The 20709-nt window shown below is 63.6% G+C and carries 21 protein-coding genes and 1 pseudogene; 13 read left to right on the forward strand and 9 right to left on the reverse strand.

Annotated elements, in window-relative coordinates; genetic code table 11:
* The coding region (locus VFH65_RS30255) for a cytochrome P450 (RefSeq protein ID WP_353326957.1) at positions 1-1200 on the forward strand (1200 nt) is incomplete at its 5' end.
* A 135-nt stretch (positions 1201-1335) separates the two neighbouring features.
* Here the strand turns inward: VFH65_RS30255 and VFH65_RS30260 are convergent.
* From VFH65_RS30260 to VFH65_RS30290, 7 genes are all read right to left on the reverse strand, one after another.
* Positions 1336-2268 (reverse strand): SDR family NAD(P)-dependent oxidoreductase, encoded by a 933-nt coding sequence (locus VFH65_RS30260; protein ID WP_353326959.1) that lies wholly within the window; start codon positions 2266-2268, stop codon positions 1336-1338.
* Between the two features lie 192 nt (positions 2269-2460).
* Entirely contained in the window at positions 2461-2955 is a 495-nt protein-coding gene (locus VFH65_RS30265) for an SRPBCC family protein (protein ID WP_353326960.1), read from the reverse strand.
* A 206-nt stretch (positions 2956-3161) separates the two neighbouring features.
* Positions 3162-4547, reverse strand: coding sequence for a WS/DGAT/MGAT family O-acyltransferase (locus tag VFH65_RS30270; RefSeq protein ID WP_353326961.1), 1386 nt, complete (start codon positions 4545-4547; stop codon positions 3162-3164).
* 180 nt (positions 4548-4727) lie between these two features.
* Positions 4728-5666: an SDR family oxidoreductase gene (locus tag VFH65_RS30275; RefSeq protein ID WP_353326962.1), complete on the reverse strand. Its 939-nt coding sequence runs from the start codon at positions 5664-5666 to the stop codon at positions 4728-4730.
* Positions 5667-5759: 93 nt separating this feature from the next.
* Positions 5760-7031: an amidohydrolase family protein gene (locus tag VFH65_RS30280; protein ID WP_353326964.1), complete on the reverse strand. Its 1272-nt coding sequence runs from the start codon at positions 7029-7031 to the stop codon at positions 5760-5762.
* A gap of 142 nt (positions 7032-7173) precedes the next feature.
* The gene (locus VFH65_RS30285; RefSeq protein ID WP_353326966.1) at positions 7174-8352 is read right to left on the reverse strand and encodes a cytochrome P450; all 1179 of its coding nucleotides are present in this window, start codon (positions 8350-8352) and stop codon (positions 7174-7176) included.
* Positions 8339-9772: an ABC1 kinase family protein gene (locus VFH65_RS30290; protein ID WP_414688545.1), complete on the reverse strand. Its 1434-nt coding sequence runs from the start codon at positions 9770-9772 to the stop codon at positions 8339-8341. Before VFH65_RS30290 ends, VFH65_RS30285 begins: the two co-directional genes overlap by 14 nt.
* Positions 9773-10008: 236 nt before the next feature.
* Here VFH65_RS30290 and VFH65_RS30295 point away from each other — a divergent pair, with 236 nt between their 5' ends.
* Complete coding sequence (locus VFH65_RS30295) at positions 10009-10608, forward strand: TetR/AcrR family transcriptional regulator (RefSeq protein ID WP_353326968.1); 600 nt, start codon at positions 10009-10011, stop codon at positions 10606-10608.
* A gap of 18 nt (positions 10609-10626) precedes the next feature.
* On the opposite strand, the gene VFH65_RS30300 is transcribed toward VFH65_RS30295, so the two are convergent.
* Complete coding sequence (locus VFH65_RS30300; protein WP_353326970.1) at positions 10627-11262, reverse strand: TetR/AcrR family transcriptional regulator; 636 nt, start codon at positions 11260-11262, stop codon at positions 10627-10629.
* A gap of 64 nt (positions 11263-11326) precedes the next feature.
* On the opposite strand from VFH65_RS30300, the gene VFH65_RS30305 reads away from it, so the two are divergent.
* From VFH65_RS30305 to VFH65_RS30330, 6 genes and pseudogenes are all read left to right on the forward strand, one after another.
* Entirely contained in the window at positions 11327-11746 is a 420-nt protein-coding gene (locus VFH65_RS30305; protein ID WP_353326972.1) for a nuclear transport factor 2 family protein, read from the forward strand.
* Positions 11743-12561, forward strand: a complete 819-nt coding sequence (locus VFH65_RS30310; protein ID WP_353326974.1) for an SDR family NAD(P)-dependent oxidoreductase — start codon at positions 11743-11745, stop codon at positions 12559-12561. The genes VFH65_RS30305 and VFH65_RS30310 overlap by 4 nt, the downstream gene beginning before the upstream one ends.
* Complete coding sequence (locus tag VFH65_RS30315) at positions 12561-12731, forward strand: hypothetical protein (protein ID WP_353326976.1); 171 nt, start codon at positions 12561-12563, stop codon at positions 12729-12731. Before VFH65_RS30310 ends, VFH65_RS30315 begins: the two co-directional genes overlap by 1 nt.
* Positions 12732-12744: 13 nt before the next feature.
* A complete protein-coding gene (locus tag VFH65_RS30320) occupies positions 12745-13179 on the forward strand; it encodes a hypothetical protein (RefSeq protein WP_353326978.1) in 435 nt (144 codons plus the stop codon).
* The gene (locus VFH65_RS30325; protein WP_353326980.1) at positions 13170-13583 is read left to right on the forward strand and encodes a hypothetical protein; all 414 of its coding nucleotides are present in this window, start codon (positions 13170-13172) and stop codon (positions 13581-13583) included. Before VFH65_RS30320 ends, VFH65_RS30325 begins: the two co-directional genes overlap by 10 nt.
* Positions 13580-14003 (forward strand): annotated as a pseudogene (locus tag VFH65_RS30330) (VOC family protein). The gene VFH65_RS30325 and the pseudogene VFH65_RS30330 overlap by 4 nt, the downstream one beginning before the upstream one ends.
* A gap of 5 nt (positions 14004-14008) precedes the next feature.
* Here the strand turns inward: VFH65_RS30330 and VFH65_RS30335 are convergent.
* Positions 14009-14725, reverse strand: coding sequence for an enoyl-CoA hydratase/isomerase family protein (locus VFH65_RS30335; protein ID WP_353326982.1), 717 nt, complete (start codon positions 14723-14725; stop codon positions 14009-14011).
* Positions 14726-14806: 81 nt separating this feature from the next.
* Between VFH65_RS30335 and VFH65_RS30340 the strand changes: the two genes are divergently transcribed.
* From VFH65_RS30340 to VFH65_RS30360, 5 genes are all read left to right on the forward strand, one after another.
* On the forward strand, positions 14807-16336 hold the full coding sequence (locus VFH65_RS30340) for an AMP-binding protein (protein ID WP_353326984.1): 1530 nt from the start codon (positions 14807-14809) through the stop codon (positions 16334-16336).
* A 67-nt stretch (positions 16337-16403) separates the two neighbouring features.
* Entirely contained in the window at positions 16404-17594 is a 1191-nt protein-coding gene (locus tag VFH65_RS30345) for an amidohydrolase family protein (protein WP_353326986.1), read from the forward strand.
* On the forward strand, positions 17591-19051 hold the full coding sequence (locus tag VFH65_RS30350; protein ID WP_353326988.1) for a FadD3 family acyl-CoA ligase: 1461 nt from the start codon (positions 17591-17593) through the stop codon (positions 19049-19051). Before VFH65_RS30345 ends, VFH65_RS30350 begins: the two co-directional genes overlap by 4 nt.
* 145 nt (positions 19052-19196) lie before the next feature.
* A complete protein-coding gene (locus tag VFH65_RS30355) occupies positions 19197-20075 on the forward strand; it encodes a hypothetical protein (RefSeq protein ID WP_353326990.1) in 879 nt (292 codons plus the stop codon).
* A complete protein-coding gene (locus VFH65_RS30360; RefSeq protein WP_353326992.1) occupies positions 20072-20701 on the forward strand; it encodes a hypothetical protein in 630 nt (209 codons plus the stop codon). Before VFH65_RS30355 ends, VFH65_RS30360 begins: the two co-directional genes overlap by 4 nt.
* The last annotated feature ends 8 nt before the right edge of the window (positions 20702-20709 follow it).

Genomic DNA, 20709 nt, shown 5'->3' on the forward strand with positions numbered 1-20709 from the left:
ACCAAGCCGAAACTGGTGTTCGACCCGTATTCGCAGGAGTACTTCGACGACCCGTATGAGATCTACCGGCGGATGCGCGACGAGACGCCGATCTACTACGACGAGGAGCAGGACTTCTACGCGCTGACCCGGCATGCGGACGTCGCAGCCGCGTTCAAAGATCATGCGACGTTCTCCTCCACGCGTGGGCTCGACCTCGCGACAGTGCGCAGTAACACACCGCAGGTGAAGTCGATCATCTTCATGGATCCACCCGATCATCGGCACATGCGCAGCCTGGTCAATAAGGTGTTCACGCCCCGCGCCATCGAGGCGCAGCGAGCACTGGTCACCGAACAGATCGATCGCCTGCTCGCCGCCGCGGATCCCGAGCGTTTCGACGTGGTCCAGGACTTCGCCGCCGTCTTCCCCATGGAGGTCATCACCCGAATGGCCGGGGTGCCCGAACAGTCCGCGCAGGAGGTGCGGCGCTGGATGGATGAAACATGGCACCGTGAGGCGGGCGTGGCGGAAATGAGCGAGGCCGCGATGCAGGCCTTCATGAAGATCGGGATGTTCTACCTCAACCTCGTCCAAGAGCGGCGCGCCGAGCCTAAGGACGACATGACCACCCGTCTGATCGAAGCCGAGATCCCTCGCGGGAACGGCGAGACATCACGGCTCGATGACCTCGAGATCGCGGGGTTCGTCACGCTGTTGAACGGTGCCGGCACGGAGACAGTCACCAAACTTATCGGCACCGCCGCGGTGGTATTCGCCGAACACCCCGATCAATGGCAGAAGCTTCTCGAGGACCGAAACAAGGTTCCGATGGCAGTTGAAGAACTCTTGCGGTACCAGGGTCCCACCCAGTATCTCGTGCGGTACTCCCTCCAGCCGAAAACCCTGCACGGCATCACCATCCCTGCCGGGAAGCCGGTGTTCCTGATCGGCGCATCGGCCAACCGCGATCCGGACGCATGGACGTCGCCCGACACCTTCGACATCGAACGCGACCTCACTGAGGCGCAGAATCTCGGCTTCGGATACGGCGTGCACAGCTGCCTCGGCGCCGCATTGGCCCGGCTGGAAACCACGATGGCACTGAACAGACTCCTCGACTACATGCCGCGATATGACGTCGACTGGAATGGCTGCCGGCGCTTCAACGAGCCCAACCTCAAGGGTTGGTCCCACGTGCCGGTGCGGGTTCTGCGGTGAGGGACTGCCACTTTTCGAAGGTCTTCGATGTCTGCATCGTCTCCCGAAAGGGTTTCCGCCACAGCGTGTTTGAGCGCAATCGCCGCCGAGCTATTGGTCGCAGCACGATACACCGAGCTGGTCAATATGACGACGTCAGACGGGGAATGTGACGCCGGTTAGCTCTTCGGACACCGCCCAGAGCCGGCGCTGGACATCTTGGTCGTGCGAATTGGCTTTGGACTGAACAAGTTTCGGGTGGCCGCGCAGTTCGCCGATGCCGCCGGGCCCGTAGTACTCACCGCCACGGACCGCGGGGTCCGTCGCCGCGCGGAGCGTCGGCAGCGCGCCCATCGCCGCGCTCTGGGCGATCAGGCCCTGGAGGAATTTTGCAGGCCGGCGAATCCACCTAGGCAGACTGCGGATTATCTCAGTATTGCAAAACCCGGGGTGGGCGGCGACGGCGATGGTCGGTGCACCCATGTCGGCCAACCGGCGATGCAGCTCGTAGGTGAACATCACATTGGCCAGTTTGGATTGTTGGTATGCGACGAGTCGGGTGTAGCCGCGCTCGAGTTGCAGATCGTCAAAGCGGATCTTGCCCGGGCGGTGCCCCAGGCTGCCGACGGTCACCGCGCGCGATCCCTCGACCGTCAGCATGTGGTCGAGCACCGGGATGGTGAGCGCAAAGTGGCCGAGGTGGTTGGTGCCGAACTGCAACTCGAAACCATCTTTGGTGGTGCACCTTGGCGTGTCCATCACGCCGGCGTTGTTGATCAACAAGTCGATGCGTGGGTAGTTGGCGCGCAGGTCATCCGAGGCCCGGCGGATCGAGTCCAGCGATGCAAGGTCGAGCTGTTGCAGTTTGGCATCGGCGTTGGGCGTCATGGCTGCAATGCGCGCCACGGCGTCCTTTCCCTTGTCGAGGTTGCGCACGGCAAGCACCACGTGCGCGCCCTTGTCGGCGAGCACGGCCGCGGCCTCATAGCCGATGCCGCAGTTGGCCCCCGTGATGATTGCCACGCGGCCGCTTTGATCGGGCACGTCGGCCGCGGTCCACTTGGTACCCACGGGCTCGAACTTACCCATCGCGAGACCTCGTTTCCAGGTTGCGCCGGTGCTTTTCGACGGACCGCATCAGACGGGGAATGTGACGCCACGTCAGCGACGTGCAGCCGGGCGCGATCTTGCACCTAACCGCCGTGACTCCACCGGATTGCTACGCGAATCAGCGTTGTCTCGCGGATTGGAGTCAGGAGGCAATTGTGTTGGTAGCCAAGTTCATGCGCGCGACGAGTGTTCGCGGGCTACGCGCTCGAGTGCCTTGAGCATGCGCGCCTGGCCAATTGATATGGCGCGCCCGATGTAAGGGTCGATTCTTGAAAGCACGCCCGGCAACGACATCGCCATCGTCCAGCGCAACTTGCATCGTTCGGACGAGAGCGGCGTTATCTCGTAGAGTTCACTGAGCGCGTTTACCCAGCGCCTGCTTGAGGCGGTGATCGAAAAACCCATTCGGCGATTGGGCTCCCACGCCCAAAACGCTTCGTCGGTCCTGATGCCGCCCACGAGCATCACCGTGCGCGTTGTCCCTATCGTGAACGGCATCGGGCTCGTCCAGGTGACCTCGCGAATCACCGGCACCCACTTGCTGTATGACGGCCCGTCCTCCAGCGTGGCGAACAGCTGCTCTGCGCTCACCGCCATCTGCCGTTCCGCGGTGCTGCGGGCTTCTGCAGTCTCCACCAGCCGCTCGTCGACCCTCAAGACATGCATCGGGCTCTCCCTTGCTGGACCAACGGGCTACGCAACGATCGTACAGCGGACACTGTCATCGTCTTCGACTTCGTTGGCTCACCGTGGATCTGTCACCGATAATCGAGCTGACCGAAACGTGCTGCAGGCGTCGGACGGGTTGAGGATGTGTGCCCTGCAGAATACGGCCCCGATTGCGCGACAAGCTATCCGCATGCAGCGCTCCGCTAATCCACCCTGTCCAGCAATTCCGTGAGTGCTACGTGCAGGCCGTCGGCCAGGTCCCCGAGGTCTAGGTGGGGCAGCATTTCTCCACAGGAAACCAGGCCAAAATTGACCTTGCCATTGAGCGAATTCACGATGATGGCGAGCCCGGCTCCGTTGAAAACCGCCCCCATTGGAAATCTGGCTCGGACCGCTGCCCCCGAAAGGTAGTACTGCTCTTGTGGGGGTCGCACGTTGGAGATGCTCAGGTTGTAGATCGGCCGGCGGTTGCTGAGGCCGGTCCATCTGTATACACGCATTCCGAGCGTGAGCAACCCGGGCGCAAATTCGCATAGATCGAGCATCAGCGTGGGGGAGATCGCCGAATTGCGTTCCTTGGCAACAGAACTCGCTGCTGTGATCGCTTTCAGGCGGTCCACTGGATCCGCGAGGTTGGTGTACAACGGGCACCTCGTGCCGCTCAGGTTGTTGCGGCCGCCTCGGTTTGATTGGATCGACACCGGCAATCCGGCGATCAATGTGGACGTCGGCAGTGCTGCGCGGTCGAGCAGGAATCGTCTGAGCGCACCCGACACCACCGCCAGCACCACGTCGTTGATTGTGCCCCCGAACCTGTTCTTGACGGTCGTGACATCGGCTAGGTCCAGTTGGCTGTAGGCCACACCGCGACGCTCGGAGACGTCGCCGGTCAACAGGGTTCGCGGTACACGCAACGGTCCTGACGCGGATTTGTCCGCCGCTGCCAGTCGGGCCGTCTCGATCACGTTTTTGAGGACCATGGGCAGGAGCGTGGTGAGCAAATACCATGGGCGGCAGGCGAACCGGATGAACCCGCGCAGCACTATCTGCCGCTTGGTGACCGTCCCGACACCGTCGCGGTGTTGCGGTGGCGGAGGGTCTGCCTCGGTGCTGCACAGTCGCGAGAAGATGTCGAGGGCGCTATCCCCGTCGACGAGTGCGTGGTGGAACCGGTGCATCACCGCGACACCGCCGAAATCTTCGCCGGGGGAGAGGCCTTCGATGACCCATATGTCCCACAGCGGCCTGCTGCGGTCCATCTGCTGCACCAGCAAGCGCCCGAGGAGTTCCATCAGTTCGTCATGGGTGCCCGGCGCGGACAGCTGGACTCGGTGCACATGGTGGTCGAGGTCGAAATCGGGATCGTCCACCCACACCGGAGTGTCCAAATTCAGCACGCTGTCGGCGAGCTTCATTCGGAATTCCGGCAAGGCGGGAAGACGCTCAGACAGCCTTTCGCGAAACCCGTCAAAGCTGTATCCCCCGGGCGCCGTCGACCAGTCCAGCTTCCACAAGGAGCCCGTGGTCAGTGGCCCTGCCAGGGTTTCGAAACTCAGCATGGCGGCGTCGAATCCACTGAGTCGAGACACTTCTGCAATCCCCCAAGATTCTAGAAGTAAGAAAACGCTCTCTTACACTGAGAGTATGGCATTGCAAACGCCTGCCGCCCGCGGCATTTCATGCTCTCGGTGACCGCGAACATCATTCCGGCGTTCACTGTCGCACTGTCGACATCGGGGATCCACTGGACTCGCCAACCGACGCGCGCTCTACAGATAGGTAACGCCGGTCAACTGCTCGGAGAGCTCCCACAGTCGACGGTTGTCGGCGTCGTGCTTGGCGCGTGCGGGGGTCTTGGCGACGGTGACGCCGCCACCGGCCGACTCGTAGAACCCGCGCGGTCCGTAGAACTGCCCGCCCTCGGCCTGCGGTGACGTCGCCGCATACAGGGCGGGAAGGATGCCGTCGTCGACCTCCTGCCACATGAACGGCGTGAACAGCACGCCGAGTTTGTAGGACAATGTCATGATCGGTGCCGTCGGCCGCCCGTGGGGCGGGCCGACGAGCGCGTTGGTTTTCGCCATTCCGGGATGGGCAGCGTTGGAGGTCAAGCCCCATCCACCCGCCCGGCTGCGCCGATCCAGCTCACGGGCGAACATCAGGTTCGCGAGCTTGGACTGGCGGTAGGCCTCCATCAGTTTGTACCTCTTCTCGAGTTGCGGATCGTCGAAGTGTACGCGGCCCCTGCGGGCGGCGACGCTGGAAAGTGAAGTCACACGCGGGAATTCGGCGGCGCGCAGCAGGGGTAGCAAGCGGCCGGTCAGGGCAAAGTGGCCGAGGTAATTGCTGCAGAAAGTCACCTCGAAGCCCTCGGCAGTGGTGTCGCGTTCCGGCGGCTGCATCACGCCGGCGTTGTTGATGAGGATGTCGATCGGTCGGCCCTCTGCGGTGAGCTCGTCCGCCAAGATCTCGACGCTGCGCAGTGACGACAGGTCGAGATTCTTGATGGTCAGCTTGGCGCCGGGAACCGTCTGGCGGATCTGCTCGACCGCGGCTTCGCCCTTGGCGCGGTTCCGGATCGCCATGACCACGTCGGTGCCGGCGGCGGCGAGTCGGGTGGCAAGCCCCAGGCCCAGACCGGTATTGGAGCCGGTGACGACGGCCAGCTTTCCGGCGAGGTCGGGCACGGTGACGGCAAGCTCGGCCATGGTTATCACTCCTGTGCATCCAGAGGGTGGGTGGTTGATCATGTGAGCAACTGACCAACGCCCGCCGGCCGGTCGGTCGAGCTATGCCATCGATCAGGCCGTCGCTACCTGGTAGTGGGGATTCGCCTCGAAGCGGGCGGTCCACTGAGCGCGGGACACGATGTCTGTCTCGACGTCGGGCGATTGTGCGCGCAGCGCGCCGACGGTGGCTTTCTCCTTGGGTATCACCGCGAATGGGTCGTAGGAGCAGAACCTGGCCGCGTTGGCCCAGCCGATCTTGTGGATCAGCTCGTCAGAGCAGTCGGCCTGCTGGCACTGGTTTAGCAGATACTCCGGTGCGTCGGGCCACAGCGCATCCGAATGCGGGTAATCGGTCTCGAAAGCGATGATGTCGTCACCGATTTCGCTGTGCAGCTTCAACGAGGTCGGGTCGGAGATGAAGCACGCAAGGGAGTGTTCGCGGAATACCTCGCTGGGCAGCTTGCCGCCGAAGTCCTGACCGGTCCACCTGTGGGTCTCGTAGTGGCGGTCTATCCGGTCGAGCAAGAACGGGATCCATCCGATGCCTCCCTCGGAGAACGCGATCTTCAGCCCGGGGTACTTACGCATCGCCGGACCCCACAGCAGATCCTGCACACACAGCACCGAAACCTGCGAAAAGAGAACCAACATGTTGTCGAACGAGAAGTCCGGACCCATGTTGATGGCCTCGATGCCTTGCCCGATGTGCAGACACATCACCATGTCCTCGTCGCACAGCGCCGAGAAGAACGGATCCCAGTACTCGTTCTGATAGCTGGGCAGACCGAGCAGGTAGGGCAATTCAGGCATGGTGACCGCCCGCGCGCCCTTCGCCGCGACGCGATGCACTTCGGCGACAACGGCATCCATGTCCCACATCGGCACGACCCCCAGTGGGATGAACCGGCCCGGGTGCGAAGCGCACCACTCGTCGATGTGCCAGTCGTTGTACGCCTTGAGCATCACCAGCGCGACGTCCTTGTCCTGCGCGTCGACGAATTTGCGTCCGCCGAAGCCGATGAAACTGGGGAAGCACATGGATGCCAGCACACCGTTGCGGTCCATATCGCGCACGCGTTCTCGCACCAGGTAGGAGCCCGGGCGCATTTCGGCCAGGCAGCTGGGATTGCAACCCCATTCCTCCTTCGGCCACGACACGGTGGCGTTGAGCCCGACCATGCCCACTACGGCGTCCTCGTACACCCACTGGTCGAACCCCTGCGGGTCGCGCAGCAGCTTCGGGGCCTGATCGCGGTACTTGGCCGGCACGTGCGCGTCGAACATGTCGGGTGGTTCGATGATGTGGTCGTCGATGCTGATGATGATCATGTCGTTAACGTTCATGCCCCGCCTTTCCTTGATCGTCGAGTCGAACTAGTTAATTCGCCCGGGAGTCAGGCGTCCGCTGCTCACCGCCGCCAACAAATGCTGACGGGTCGCGGTGCAAGGTACTTCCGGTGTGCTTACCCACCAGTGACAAAGCCCCCTAGGCAAAGGTCATCGGAACGGTGAGGGGTCCGCGAATTGCCGGGGTATCCTGCCATATCGGCTGGTTACAAAGGGCCGGCTGGCGGGCAACGACCCGTCGCAGAGCCGTGGTGATTTCGAGCCGGGCAAGTGCCGCCCCGAGGCAGAAGTGCGCGCCATAGCCGAATGTCAGTGGGGCTGGCCCTGGACGATTGAGCCGTAGCTCGTCAGGTTGGTTGAATACGGCCGGATCGCGGTTAGCGGCGCCAAGGACCACGACGGCCGTTTCTCCGGCGCGGATCGTGACATCGTTGATGTGGTGGTCTTGCGTGGCGGTTCGGGTCACGGCTTGTACGGGGCTGTCAAGGCGAAGTAGTTCGGTGATCAGCGGATCAATGGCGGTGTCGACTTCGTCTACCGGCCGGATGCCTCCCACTCCGGGCGACAGCAACCGAATCATCGCTGAGCCCAGCAGGTTTGCGGTCGTTGGGCGCCCGGCGTCGGCGATGATCAATGCGGTGATGACGACGTCGTCCAGCTCGAGTTCCGGGTCTGCCGCGATGAAGCTGAGTAGGTCATCGCCCGGATGGGTACGGCGGTTGGCTGCCAAGGGAAGGAGCTCGGTCAGCAGCACGGCGAAGGCTGCCATCCCCGCGTCCACCGCATCGACGTCATCGAAGTTGAGATTCATCCGGCTGACCGCCGGTAACTCCTTGTCAAGGAGTCGTGCCGAATCGACGTCCAATCCGAGCCACGCGGCCGCGATAGAGCTCGGAAGGGGAAGAGCGATTTCTGACATGAAATCGAACTCGACGCCCGAAGGAATGTGATCGATGATGTCGGAGGCTATTGCATTGACGCCTTCCTCGAGTCCGACAATGAACGAGCGCGTGAAGACGTCGCGAACCGCCCCGCGCAGCCGGGTATGGTTTGGCCCGTCGGTGAATAAGAGGTTGCGGCGCAGGCTGTCTCGGCCAAATGCGCGTAAGGCGCTTGGGACATTCGGGTTGGCCAGTGGATCGCTCGTCCACCCGGCGCCGCCGAGGATCTCCTGCCCGGGGCGATAGCCGAGGATCAGCCACGAGCCCAGCGCGTCGTCCCAGGCGACGTCACCGTCGCGGCGCCGACGCTCGTAGTAGGGGAAAGGGTCTTCTGCATCCCACGGCAGCCTCGTGGTGCTGGTGTCAGGGGTGGTCATGGTGCTCCAACCCTGTCGGCAGGCCCCGTTCGCGGACCCAGGCGTGATGCAGTTTCCCAAGTTCGGTGATCGGTTCGGCGACGACGTCCATGTCGTCCCAGATCGCCCTCGCAGGCAGGGTGGCCTGCAGCGTCGCGGAGATGTGAGTCAAGGAAAGCTGGACGCGGGGGAACATCGCCATATCGTCCGGTACGCGTATCCGATTGATCGGTTGGCTGACGTCGGTGCTGAACAGTTCTTTGATCAACCTTGCCGTCGCCTCTGATGTGTACCTGACCGGCTGGGGCACGTGCGTCACGTCAGCAAGAAGGATGTCCCAGAACGAGCCCAGCTCCTCGACTGTGATGGGCGTCTTCTCGTCGAGAAAGAACCCGGCCTGTGCCATCAACACACGGCCCTCTTCGTAGCGGCCGTCAATGGCGGCGCGATTCATCGCAAGCCATGGTTGACGGAGCATCTCGGGCAGGACCTTGACACATCCAAAGTCGAGAAAGCCCACCGTGCCATCGGTGTTGAAGCGGTAGTTGCCGGGGTGCGGATCCGCGTGCAGCAGGTTGGCGTGTCTCATGTTGCTGTGGAAGAAGCGTGTAACGGCCTCGGCCCACGTGTTTTTCAAAGCCTGATTGGCATCCTGTGCTGCCGCCCAGTCCATTCCGTCGAGGTACGTCATCGTCAGGACCCGATCGCGCGACGCCTCAGGAATGACATCTGGGACACGGATGAACGGGTGATCACGGTAGAGGTCGGCAAATTGCGAGATGGCCTGCGCCTCATGGCGATAGTCGATTTCCTCGGCGATCCGGTCCGCCGCTTCACGCGCGATTGCTCGGACGTCCGACGTAAAGCCGGCCGCTGACGCCGCGAACCGCGTGAACGTCGCCAGCAGTTCAGTGTTAGCCAGGTCATCGCGGATCGCCTCTGCGACACCGGGGTACTGGATCTTGACGACAACATCTCGACCGTCACACAGCACGGCGCGATGGACCTGGCCGATCGAAGCCGCCGCGATCGGTTCGTTGTCGAACTCGGCGAACAGCTTGAAGTCACGACCGAGTTCCGCATTGAGGACTTCGAGTGCGAGGGCGGCATCCATCGGCGGGGCATCGGCGCGCAAACGAGTCAGTGCCTTTTGGTAGGGCGAAAATCCGCCGTTCCCCACCGCATCGCCGTCCACCATCGACATCATCTGGCCGGCCTTCATCAACACTCCGCGGGAGCGGCCGAGCAGTTCGGCATAGCGCTCGGCGGTGCGCTCGTGAAACCGGTCGACAGCGCCGTCCTGACCCGCCTTTTCGCGCAAACCGGCCACCAGCCGGCCTCCGGCGGCCCGCGCGGTGAAACCCGCGAGCGGCATCGTGCGCCGGACCCGCCCGCGCGGAACCGGGTTGTTCTTCTGTGGCGTCGCGTCAGGGGTGCTCATGGTGGTCCAATGCGGATGGAAGCCTGCGCTCGGGCAGCCACGCGTGGTGCGGCTTGCCCAGCTCGGTGATCGGCTCGGCCACTCCGTCCGTGCCGCCGCCAATCGTCCGGGCCGGCAGGGTCGCTCGAAACGCATTGCAGATGTAGCGGATAGCGGTTCGCCATGCGCCCCCGATCTCGACCCCGCGAAGTAAAGTATCCTCTTGTTCAAGGTAAGTGACCACTGGAGAGAGGTCAATGTCTGTAGCGGCGCCGAGGCGCGAACGACTTGTTACCGAAGCGATGCGGTTGTTCAGTGCAAAGGGATTCGAGGCGACGAGCGTCTCGCAGATCGAGGCCGCCGCCGGCTTGGCGGCGGGTTCCGGCGCCCTGTACCACCACTTCAAATCCAAGGAGGCGCTCCTTGACGCCGGCATCGACCGCCAATTGGACCGCCGACGGGCCATGCGCGACATCCGAGCCTTATTCGCCGGACTCGACGACCTGCGCGCCGAACTCACCGTCCTCGGCCGGTACTTGCTCAGCGTGATCGACGAGGAAATCGAACTATTGCAGATCGCCGCCCGCACACCGGCCGGGCGATCGGAACGTCTCGACACCGCCTACGCCGCACTTGTGGACGGGCTGAACGCGGAATTGGGGGACTGGATCAGCGCATGGGCACCCAACGTATCTACGCAAGACCGCAGTGTCCTCGCCGCGGTTGGGGTCAATGCAATCCTCGGCGCCCGCCTTGCAACCAGCATCTTCCATGAACGCGAGATGACGGTGCCTGACGATCGCTACCTCACCGAATGGACCGCGCTCCTCGCCACCCGCATCGAAGCGGTGCGGTGAAAAACCCGGTGGCCATCGCTACTTGCTGTAGCCCGCGACCAGGGCGGTGATGTCGCGACTGACCACCTCGGCGAACGACCTGTCGCCGTAGGCCCCCGCCGCCCAACGCCGCGCACCCTCACTGACCATCGACTGGGCCACCGTCGCCAGATGGCCGATATCGACGCGTGCAGGCAGCTTTCCATCCTGTTGGGCCTGCTCGAAGACCTCGACGAAAATCTCCGACGTCCGCTCCAGGTGCGGATGGCCCGCGAGAGCCTGGCGGTAGCCCTCGATGATCGCCTCGATGATGAGCTCGGGCGGGCTGCCCCGCATGGTGTTTTCCAGGCTGGTCAACACCGCTTCGATGATGGTCCCTACGTCGTAGGGCTTGCGCATCATCTGGCGCGCCCTTCGGTGCGCGGTCTCGGTCGACAGCACGCCGATCTCGAAAAGGACATCTTCCTTGCGCTGGAAATAGAAGTAGAACAACGCCTTCGACACACCTGCGGCCCGGCAGATGTCGGCCACGGTTGTGCGCGCATACCCATTTGCCCGCCACAGCGCCATCGCTGCCTGCACCAGCGACTGCTTGGTCGCGTGTGAGCGTGCCTGTTGAAAGGAGGCGCGACGCTGACCCTGGTCAGCAATGTTAGTTCGCGCTACGTCGGGCATCTACAACACTTTCGTGAAAATCAGTATGTTGACCCGAGTCTAACTTATTGGTTAGCCTTTGCGCGTGGAAGACGACAAGGCGCAGATCGCCGAGGTGCTGATCCGCTACGCCACCGGAATCGATTCCAAGGACTGGGCGCTGTTCCGCACCTGCTGGGCTGACGTGGTCGATATCGACTACGGAGATCTCGGGCACTTCAGCAGCGCTGATGAGTTCACCGTCCTGATGACCCAGATCCATGACGGAATGGGGCAGACGTATCACCGCATCTCAAATCTCGTCATCGAAGTCGACGGCGATCGCGCAACTGCCCGGTCGTACGTCCACGCCCTCTTGATGGCCATTCCGGACGACTCCACCAGCTGGGTCGACGCGCTCGGGCATTACGACGACGAACTCGTGCGGACGTCGGAAGGCTGGCGCATCGACAAACGCACCACGCACATCGCGCGAGTGCTCAGCGGTGCGGGCTTAGCGCCTTGACGAATGCGGAGACCGGCGAGGGCTTCGCGGCCAAATACGGGCCGTGGGCCGTCATCGCGGGCGCATCAGAGGGCATCGGTGCGAGCTTGGCCGACGAATTAGCCTCGCGTGGACTGAATCTCGTGCTCATCGCGCGCAACGGGTCACTGCTTGATCAGGTCGCCGCCCGGGTACACAGCGAGCACGGGGTGCAGGCGCGTCCCGTCGTGCAAGATCTGACCGATCCCGAGGTAGGGGCGCGGGTGGCAGACGCAACCGACGGACTCGACGTCGGGCTGGTCATCTACAACGCCGGCGCTTCGGACCGTACGTCGACCTTTCTGGACAACGAATACGACTACTCGCTCAAGCAGATCAAGCTCGACTGCATCGGCCCGATCGCGTTGGCACGCCACTTCGGTCCGGCAATGCGCGACCGCGGCCGCGGTGGTGTCGTGCTGGTCGCGTCGCTGGCATGCGTGGCCGGATCGGCCACACTTGCGGTCTATTCGGCGGTGAAGGCGTTTCAGCACAACTTCGCCGAAGGTCTATGGGCCGAGCTACGCCCACACGGCGTCGATGTGTGTTGCACACCGCTCGGCATGACCTACACGCCTGCCCTGCAGCGCATGGGCGTCGAATACGACCCGCAAGCCCAGATGCTTCCCGAGGACGTCGCCCGCGAGATCGTCGAGAACATCGGGAATGGCCCCGTCTACGTGGTGGGCGAGAACAACCGGGCCGTGGCATCACACGTGTGGACCATCGATCGGCGATCGCTTGTCGAGATGATGAGTGTCGCCTCATTAGATTTCGCGAGCCGGCGGGCGAACTGATGCGGGCGGTGGTTCTGCGTGACGGCCGTCTACAGATGCGAGAAACCGCCGATCCGGTGCCCGGTCCCGGAGAACTTCTGATCAAGCCGCTCAGCGCGGCGATCTGCGCCTCCGATGTGCACTACATCGGATCATCCGAACTCGGCGCCCCGGTTCGTATGGGACTCTGATCGCGACACGGTCATGGGCCACGAGTTCATCGGCGAGGTGGTCGGTCGCGGCCCCGATTGCTCCGACGACTTTTCGATCGGCTCTCGCGTCACCAGCTTGCCGCTTCTGATCCGGCACGGCGCGGAACCACGTGTGATCGGCCACGATCCGGACGCGCCAGGTGCGTTTGGTGAGCTAATGCTCGTCTCCGAGGTGATGGCGAGGAGGGTGCCCGACGGTGTTCCCGACGACGCCGTCGCCGTCGTCGACGCATTTGCGGTGGGGGAGTTCTACGTTCGCAGTTCCGGAATCGGTCCGGGTGAGCTGCCGCTCGTCATCGGCGCTGGCGCCATCGGTCTGTCCGCGATCGCCGCATTGGTTTCCCGCGGCGTCGCACCGGTCGTCGTGTCCGACTACAGCGACGAACGGCTCGATTATGCGAAAGGTTCGGCGCCGATGTGCTCGTGAACCCGGCCAAGGACTCGCCGTACGAGGTGTGGCGAAAGGTCGCCAGGGACAACGGAATCCAGAAGCCTCAGGTCATCTTCGAATGTGTCGGCTCGCCGGGCCTGCTGCAGAGGATCGTCGAGTCCTGCGAGTTCATGGCGCGTCTCTTCGCGGCTGGCGGCTGGCACGGCAGTGACTCGGTGTCGGTCACCGAGGCCACGCACAAAGGGGTGACGATCCAGTTCGGCGGGGGCCCGCATCCGGTCGACTGGTACGGCACGCTCGACGCTGTGGCCGAGGGTCGGCTGGACCCGCTGCCCAGCATCGGCAAGGTGATCGGCCTCGACGATGTGCCCGACGCGATCAACCAGGGCCGCAAGTCCCAGGGGCCGCCCCGCGTCGTCGTCCACCCAACGGCATCATGACAACGCCATTGCCCGGCCGCATCCGCCAGATCGGCTATGTCGTCGCCGATCTCGACAGCGCGCTCACTGGCGTTGACCAACAGCGGCGACATGCAGGTCGAAGTGATCCAGCAACAGGACGACACCCCCAGCATCTTCACGGAGTTCCTGTCATCTGGGTGCGAAGGATTTCACCAGTTGGCTTATTGGACCGAGGATTTCGATGCCACGATGCGGGCCATCGCAGACGCGGGGTGGCCTGTCGTATGGTCGGGCGGAGAGGATTTTGGGACCCGATTTGCCTACGTCAAGCCGCCGGCCAGCCCGGCAGCGATCGTCGAGATCATGGAGCTGACCGAGATGACGAAGGGGATGGGCAACTTTGTCCGCGACGCCGCGAACGCCTGGGACGGCAGCGACCCGATCCGCCACCTCGGCTAGCGGCGCTATTTGCCGCGCTTCATCACCTTGTCGGCAGCGGCCCAGTGCTCGTCGGCCACCCATAACCGTGCGAAGGCCGCGACGGCCTCCGTTGTGGACACGCCCTTCATGACGCGCTTGATCTCACCCGCTGGGTGGGTGGCCAGCGATTTGGCGACAGCGCGCCAGCCTTCGTCGAAGGATGCCCGTGGTAAAACCTTGTCCACCAAGCCAATCCGCTCAGCCTCGGCTGCGTCGAGCACGGCGCCGGCGCCTGCCAGCAGCAGAGCCTTGCTGTAACCCACCAGCGCGACCAGCCGCTCGGCGCCGCCCCACGCCGGCATGATCTCCAGCGTCACCTGATTGAAGCCGATCCTGATGTCATCGGCGGCAAGCCGAATGTCGGCCGCCACCGCGAACTCGGCGCCGCCGCCGAGCGCGTGGCCGTTCAGGGCGGCAATGGTGGGCGTTGGGAAGGCGGCGATGCGATCGCAGATCGAGCGCATGCGAAAGGCCATGGTCGACGCGTCCCATTCGGTGCGCAATGCGGACAGTTCCTTCAGGTCCCCCCCGGATACGAACGCGCGGTCACCGGCGCCCGTGAGGACCAACGCCCGAGCCCCTTCCGCCCCGTCGAGCGCCTTGTCCAACTGGTCCATCGTCTCCAGCGATATGGCGTTGCGCGCGTGCGGCCGGTCGATGGTGACGATCGCCAGGCCGTCGTCCAACTCGAGGTCGACCATCAAGCGTTCTCCATCTGCGGTATTGGCATTCTCCTTGTTGGAGAATAGCATCGCCATCGAGGTGGAGGTGCTCTGTACTACATGCGAAACATCCCGGTTGACCTGACGAAACGGTACGAGGAGGAGGGCTGGTGGACACCGGAGACCCTGGGTGAGTTGCTGGCCAGCGGTCTTGCCGCCAATCCGGAGGCAGGCTTCTGTGTGCACTCCGCCGTACGGCCGTACGCCGGTACCTTCGCCGACGTTGAGCTGCAGGCCCGTCGACTGGCTGCCGGTCTGCGCAACCGCGGTGTCGGTCCCGGCGATGTGGTGGCACTGCAACTGCCGAACTGGATGGAAGCGGCGGTGTCGTTCTGGGCGTCGGCATTCCTTGGCGCAGTCGTGGTGCCGATCGTGCACTTCTACGGCCGCAAGGAAGTCGGCCACATTCTGTCCACCGCGCGGCCGAAGGTGTTCATCACCGCCGACGAGTTCGGACGGATGAAGTTCCAGCCCGACGTGTGCGACGACGTTCCGATTGTCGGGCTGGTGGGCGGCAATTTCGAAGAGTTGCTCGACGACGAGCCGATGGCGGGTGAGATCCACACCGATCCCGCGGGTCCCGCGCTCATCGCGTTCACCTCCGGTACGACGAGCAACCCGAAAGGCGTCATCCACAGTCATCAGACCCTCGGCTTCGAGACACGCCAACTGCTGCAGAACTACCCTGCCGATCGCGGTCGTCAGCTGACGGCCACGCCCGTCGGACACTTCATCGGCATGATCGGGGCCTTCCTGATCCCGGTCCTCGAAGGCGCGCCGATCGACCTATGTGACGTATGGGACGCAGGCAATGTGCTCAAGCTCATCGAGACCGAGGGCCTGTCGATCGGGGGCGGCCCGCCCTACTTCGTCACCAGCGTGCTGGACCATCCCGACTGCACCGCTGAACACATGTCGCACTTCAAGACCGTTGGCCTTGGCGGGTCGACGGTGCCTGCCGCGGTGACTCGTCGGCTGGCGGATATGGGCATCTTCGTGTTCCGGTCCTACGGCAGCACCGAGCATCCGTCGATCACCGGCTCGCGGCCCAGCGCGCCGGAAGAAAAGCGTCTCTACACCGACGGCGACCCTCGGCCCGGCGTCGAGATCAAATTGACCGAGGACGGGGAAATCCTTTCCCGCGGACCGGATTTGTGCCTGGGATACACCGATAACGCGTTGACCGAGCGTGCTTTCGACGAGGACGGCTGGTATCACACCGGCGATGTCGGGGTCCTCGACGACGACGGGTATCTGACGATCACCGACCGCAAGTCCGACATCATCATCCGCGGCGGCGAGAACATCAGCGCTCTCGAGGTCGAGGAAGTGCTGTTGGCCATGCCTGCGGTTGCCGAGGCCGTCGTCGTGGCCGCTCCCGATGCTCGTCTCGGTGAGCGTGCGGCGGCGGTACTGCGCATCCGTGGCGGACATGACATGCCGACGCTCGACGAGGTGCGGCAGCACTTCAAGCAGGCGGGCATCGCAATCCAGAAGTGCCCCGAGGAACTGCATCAGATCGACGACTACCCACGCACCCCGAGCGGCAAGGTGCAGAAGTTCGTCGTTCGCCAGAACATCCGGCAGTAGTCCGGCAGGACATTGCGGCACGCAGAAAGTGAGAATATGATTCTCGCAAGAAGAAAAGGAGTATTTCATGGGCCAGCTTTCGCACCGGGTCGACATACCGTTCCCGCTGTTCGACGCCGACAATCACCTGTATGAGCCGCCGGAGGCGATGACCAAATACCTCCCCGAGGAGTACAAGGACGTCGTCCAGTATGTGGAGGTCAACGGCCGCACCAAGATTGCGATTCGCGGCCAGATCAGCAACTACATCCCGAACCCCACGTTCTCCCACGTCGCCAAGCCGGGCGCATGGGAGGAGTACTTCAAGTTCGGCAATCCCGATGGCAAGAGCAAGCGCGAGCTCTTCGGTGAGCCGATGAGGTCCATTCCGGCGTTCTTCGAGCCCGCTCCGCGCCTCGAGCTCATGAACGAACTGGGCATCGACCGCTCGCTGATGTTCCCGACCCTCGCCAGCCTGATCGAGGAGCGGCTGCGCGACGACCCGGTCGCGATCCACGTGCTCATTCACTCGCTGAACCAGTGGCTCGACGAGGTGTGGGGCTTCAACTACCAGAACCGCATCTTCACCACCCCGGTGATCACCCTGCCCATCGTCGAGAAAGCCATCGAGGAGCTGGACTGGGCGGTCAAGCGCGGCGCCCGCGCGATCCTCGTCCGCCCGGCGCCGGTGCCAGGATTCCGCGGCCCGCGATCCTTCGCGCTGCCCGAGTTCGACCCGTTCTGGCAGAAGTGCGTCGAGTACGACGTGTTCGTCGGCATGCACTCGTCCGACAGCGGTTACTCCCGCTACACCTCCGAATGGGACGGCGCCGCCCAGGAGATGCTGCCGTTCCAGACCAACGCCATGTCGATTCTCAACGAGTGGCGCCCGATCCAGGATGCAGTGGCCTCCTGGGTGATCCACGGCGCGCTGTTCCGATTCCCGACGCTGAAGGTCGGGATCGTCGAGGCCGGGTCTAAATGGATGTTCCCGCTGCTCGATTCGATGGCCGAGGTGTACAAGAAGGCTCCCGAAGCGTTCCTGGGCAACCCGATCGAGGAGATCAAGAACCGCATCCACGTCAGCCCGTTCTACGAGGAGGGCATCGACGACCTGATCAACCTCATCGGCGTCGAGCAGGTGCTCTACGGTTCCGATTGGCCACATCCGGAAGGACTGGCGGAGCCCACGCACTACGTGACCGCGCTCGAGCACCTCTCCGTTGAGGATCAGGCGAAGATCATGGGCGGCAATCTGGGTCGTCTCGTCACGGTGTGACGTACAACCAGCGTTGGCAGACCATCCCAGAGATGGTCTTGAGCGCAGCGGACCGCTTCGGCGACGCGGAAGCAGTCGTCGATGGTCCGCTGCGCCTCACCTACACCGAACTCGTCGACCGGGTGCGCCGGGCGGCTGGTGCATTCAACGCATCGGGTGTCGACAAGGGTGACCGCGTCGCGATCTGGGCGCCGAATTCCGCGCAGTGGATCATCGCTGCGTTCGGCGCGCTCACCGCAGGCGCGGTGGTGGTGCCCGTCAACACCCGCTTCAAGGCCGAGGAAGCCGCTGACATCGTCAAGCGCAGTGGCGCGAAGGCCGTGTTGATCGAAAAGGGTTTCCTCGGGCAGGATTTCGCGGTGCCGGCCGGGGTTCCGTCGATCGACATCAAATCGGGTTTCCTCGATGGCGGCGAGCCGTTCGAGGCCGAAGTCAGCGGTGATGACATCGCCGACATCATCTACACGTCGGGTACGACGGGCAGGCCCAAGGGCGTGATGATGAATCATCGGCAGACGCTGCGGCTGTATACGGAGTGGGGCGATCTCGCCGACCTACGCGAGGGTGACCGCTATCTCGTCGTCAATCCGTTCTTTCACACCTTCGGCTACAAGGCGGGCTGCATCGCCTCGCTGATTCGCGGCGCGACAATCCTGCCGGTTCCGGTGTTCGACGTCGACAACGTAGTGGAACTCATTGAGCGCGAACGGGTCACGATGCTGCCGGGCCCGCCTACGCTCTACCACTCGCTGCTCTCGGTGCGCGACAAGGACAGGCTGGCCACGCTGCGGGCAGGGGTCACCGGCGCGTCCGACATCCCCGTGGAGTTGATCCGGCGGGTCCATGACGAACTCCCATTCCGGACGCTTATGACCGGCTACGGCCTCACCGAGTGTGGAACGGCGACACTGTCACGGCCAGGAGACTCCTTCGAGGACATCGCCACCACCGTCGGCGTTCCGTGCGACGGCATCGAGGTGCGCGTCGCCGACGATGGAGAAGTGCTCGTGCGCGGGTACAGCGTGATGCAGGGCTACCTCCACGACCCGGCCGCCACCGCCGAAGCAGTCGATGACGACGGCTGGTTACACACCGGCGACCTCGGCAGCTTCACCGAAGCAGGCCGACTGCGCATCGTGGGCCGCAAAAAGGACATGTTCATCGTCGGCGGCTTCAACGCCTATCCCGCCGAAATCGAGGGCTTTTTGCTCGAGCATCCCGCAGTGGCCCAGGCAGCGGTGATCGGCGTGCCCGACGAACGCCTCGGGCAGGTGGGCAAGGCGTTCATCGTCCTCAAGGACGACAGCGATGGCATCGACGCTGAGGAACTGATCGCCTGGAGCCGTGACCGGATGGCCGGATATAAGGTTCCGCGGTTCGTCGAGTTCCTGGACCGGTTACCGTTGAACGCCACCGGCAAAGTGATGAAGGACCACTTGGCAAATCGGCATGGCTGAGCCCTTGCACAGCATGTAAATACCATTTCCGCAGGAAACAAGCTATTTTGTCGCGGTCGTGAGGTGCGGTATCGTCGCGGCCATACTCAAAAATGAATAATGGCATTCTCATTGAGCAGTACGCTTAACGGACAAGGAGGTCCCCGTGCCGTCATTCAGGCGCCGCGCGTCGGTGCTCGACGCTGATCGCGTCGAGAAAGCACCGGTGGAGCCTGACCGCGCGGCGGGCGCGGCCGAGGCCGAGGCGCTGGCAGAGGAAGCCGAAGCCGAGGCGGCCGAGGCCGAGGCGATCGCCGCCGCGGCTCGCGCCAGGGCTCGTGCGATCCGGCTGCGCAGGGAAGCCGAGGCCGTGGAGGTCGATGCCGTTGATGAGGTGGCAGGAGACGCCGAGTCGGATCAATCCGACACCGAGGCAACCGACGAAACGGAAACAGAGGCCGAACCCGGCACCGACGAGGCCGTCGAGATCGACGAGGACGTCGAGATCGACGAGGACGACGAGGAACGGCCCCCGCGATTCTGGCGCCGATGGACACTCGGAGGGGTACTCAAGACCGTCGCGTCAATTCTGGCCCTCCTGGCCACCTGCGCGTTGGTCGCACTCAGTGTGTTCATGGTCTGGCAGCACCGCGATGCCGGCAAGGAGCGGCAGCTGGAGGCGGAATACGCGGCGGCGGCCCGTCAGAGCGTCGTCACGTTGATGTCGTTGGACTTCAACAACGCTCAGAGAGACGTGCAGCGCATCATCGACAATTCGACGGGCCAGTTCAAGGACGACTTCCAAGCTCAAGCAGAAGATTTCGTGAAGGTGGCGCAGGACGCCAAAGTCGCAACCGAGGTCACCGTCAATGCCACCGCCGTCGAATCGATGAATCCCGATTCGGCCGTCGTGCTGGTCGCCGCCTTGTCCCGCGTCAGTAACGCCGCCGGCGCCAAGCAAGAGCCCCGGACGTGGCGGCTCAGCGTCAGCCTGCAGCGAGACGGCGGGCAGATCAAAATGTCGAAAGTCGAGTTCGTGCCGTGAGCACCGATAACACCAACACCGAAGCGGACGTCGACGAGACAAGCGTCGACGCCCCAAGCGTCGAGGAGAACACCGAGGCCCCAGCCTTGGATACACAGTCAACGCAACAAGACAGCGTGGTCGGGCGGTCGGTGCGCGGCCTGCGCTCGAACGTCGGCGTGATCTTGCTGGCCGCGGCGCTGATCGCCTCGGCAGGCGTGGCGGCCTGGCTGTACTTCAACCAGTACCGGCCTGATCAAGAAACCGGCGCCGACGCCGCCAAGGTGGCCCTAGACGCCGCCACCAAGGGCACTACCGCCCTGCTGTCGTACTCGCCGGAGAGTCTCGACAAGGACTTCGCGGCGGCCAAGACGCATTTGACCGGCGATTTCCTGTCGTACTACAACCAGTTCACGGAGCAGATCGTCACCCCGGCCGCCCAGCAGAAGTCGGTCAAGACGACCGCGTCTGTCGTTCGGGCGGCGGTGTCGGAACTGCATCCGAATTCGGCGGTGGTCCTTGTGTTCGTCAACCAGACAACGACGAGCAAGGAGAACCCGGACGGGGCATTCGCGGTCAGCAGTGTCAAGGTCAGCCTTACCAAGATCGACGGCGCCTGGCTCATCTCGTCATTCGACCCCGTGTAGCGTCGGCG

Origin of the sequence: Mycobacterium sp. (genome assembly GCF_035697385.1) — a bacterium.
Taxonomy (GTDB): domain Bacteria; phylum Actinomycetota; class Actinomycetes; order Mycobacteriales; family Mycobacteriaceae; genus Mycobacterium.

Coding starts and splice junctions, on each gene's coding strand:
- VFH65_RS30315 (WP_353326976.1), top strand. CDS start 12,561: ATGCGGGCGGTGGTTCTGCGTGACGGCCGTCTACAGATGCGAGAAACC.
- VFH65_RS30340 (WP_353326984.1), top strand. CDS start 14,807: ATGCGAAACATCCCGGTTGACCTGACGAAACGGTACGAGGAGGAGGGC.
- VFH65_RS30345 (WP_353326986.1), top strand. CDS start 16,404: ATGGGCCAGCTTTCGCACCGGGTCGACATACCGTTCCCGCTGTTCGAC.
- VFH65_RS30275 (WP_353326962.1), bottom strand. CDS start 5,666: ATGGCCGAGCTTGCCGTCACCGTGCCCGACCTCGCCGGAAAGCTGGCC.
- VFH65_RS30300 (WP_353326970.1), bottom strand. CDS start 11,262: ATGCCCGACGTAGCGCGAACTAACATTGCTGACCAGGGTCAGCGTCGC.
- VFH65_RS30260 (WP_353326959.1), bottom strand. CDS start 2,268: ATGGGTAAGTTCGAGCCCGTGGGTACCAAGTGGACCGCGGCCGACGTG.
- VFH65_RS30290 (WP_414688545.1), bottom strand. CDS start 9,772: ATGAGCACCCCTGACGCGACGCCACAGAAGAACAACCCGGTTCCGCGC.
- VFH65_RS30335 (WP_353326982.1), bottom strand. CDS start 14,725: ATGGTCGACCTCGAGTTGGACGACGGCCTGGCGATCGTCACCATCGAC.
- VFH65_RS30280 (WP_353326964.1), bottom strand. CDS start 7,031: ATGAACGTTAACGACATGATCATCATCAGCATCGACGACCACATCATC.
- VFH65_RS30295 (WP_353326968.1), top strand. CDS start 10,009: ATGTCTGTAGCGGCGCCGAGGCGCGAACGACTTGTTACCGAAGCGATG.
- VFH65_RS30320 (WP_353326978.1), top strand. CDS start 12,745: ATGGGCCACGAGTTCATCGGCGAGGTGGTCGGTCGCGGCCCCGATTGC.
- VFH65_RS30285 (WP_353326966.1), bottom strand. CDS start 8,352: ATGACCACCCCTGACACCAGCACCACGAGGCTGCCGTGGGATGCAGAA.
- VFH65_RS30265 (WP_353326960.1), bottom strand. CDS start 2,955: ATGCATGTCTTGAGGGTCGACGAGCGGCTGGTGGAGACTGCAGAAGCC.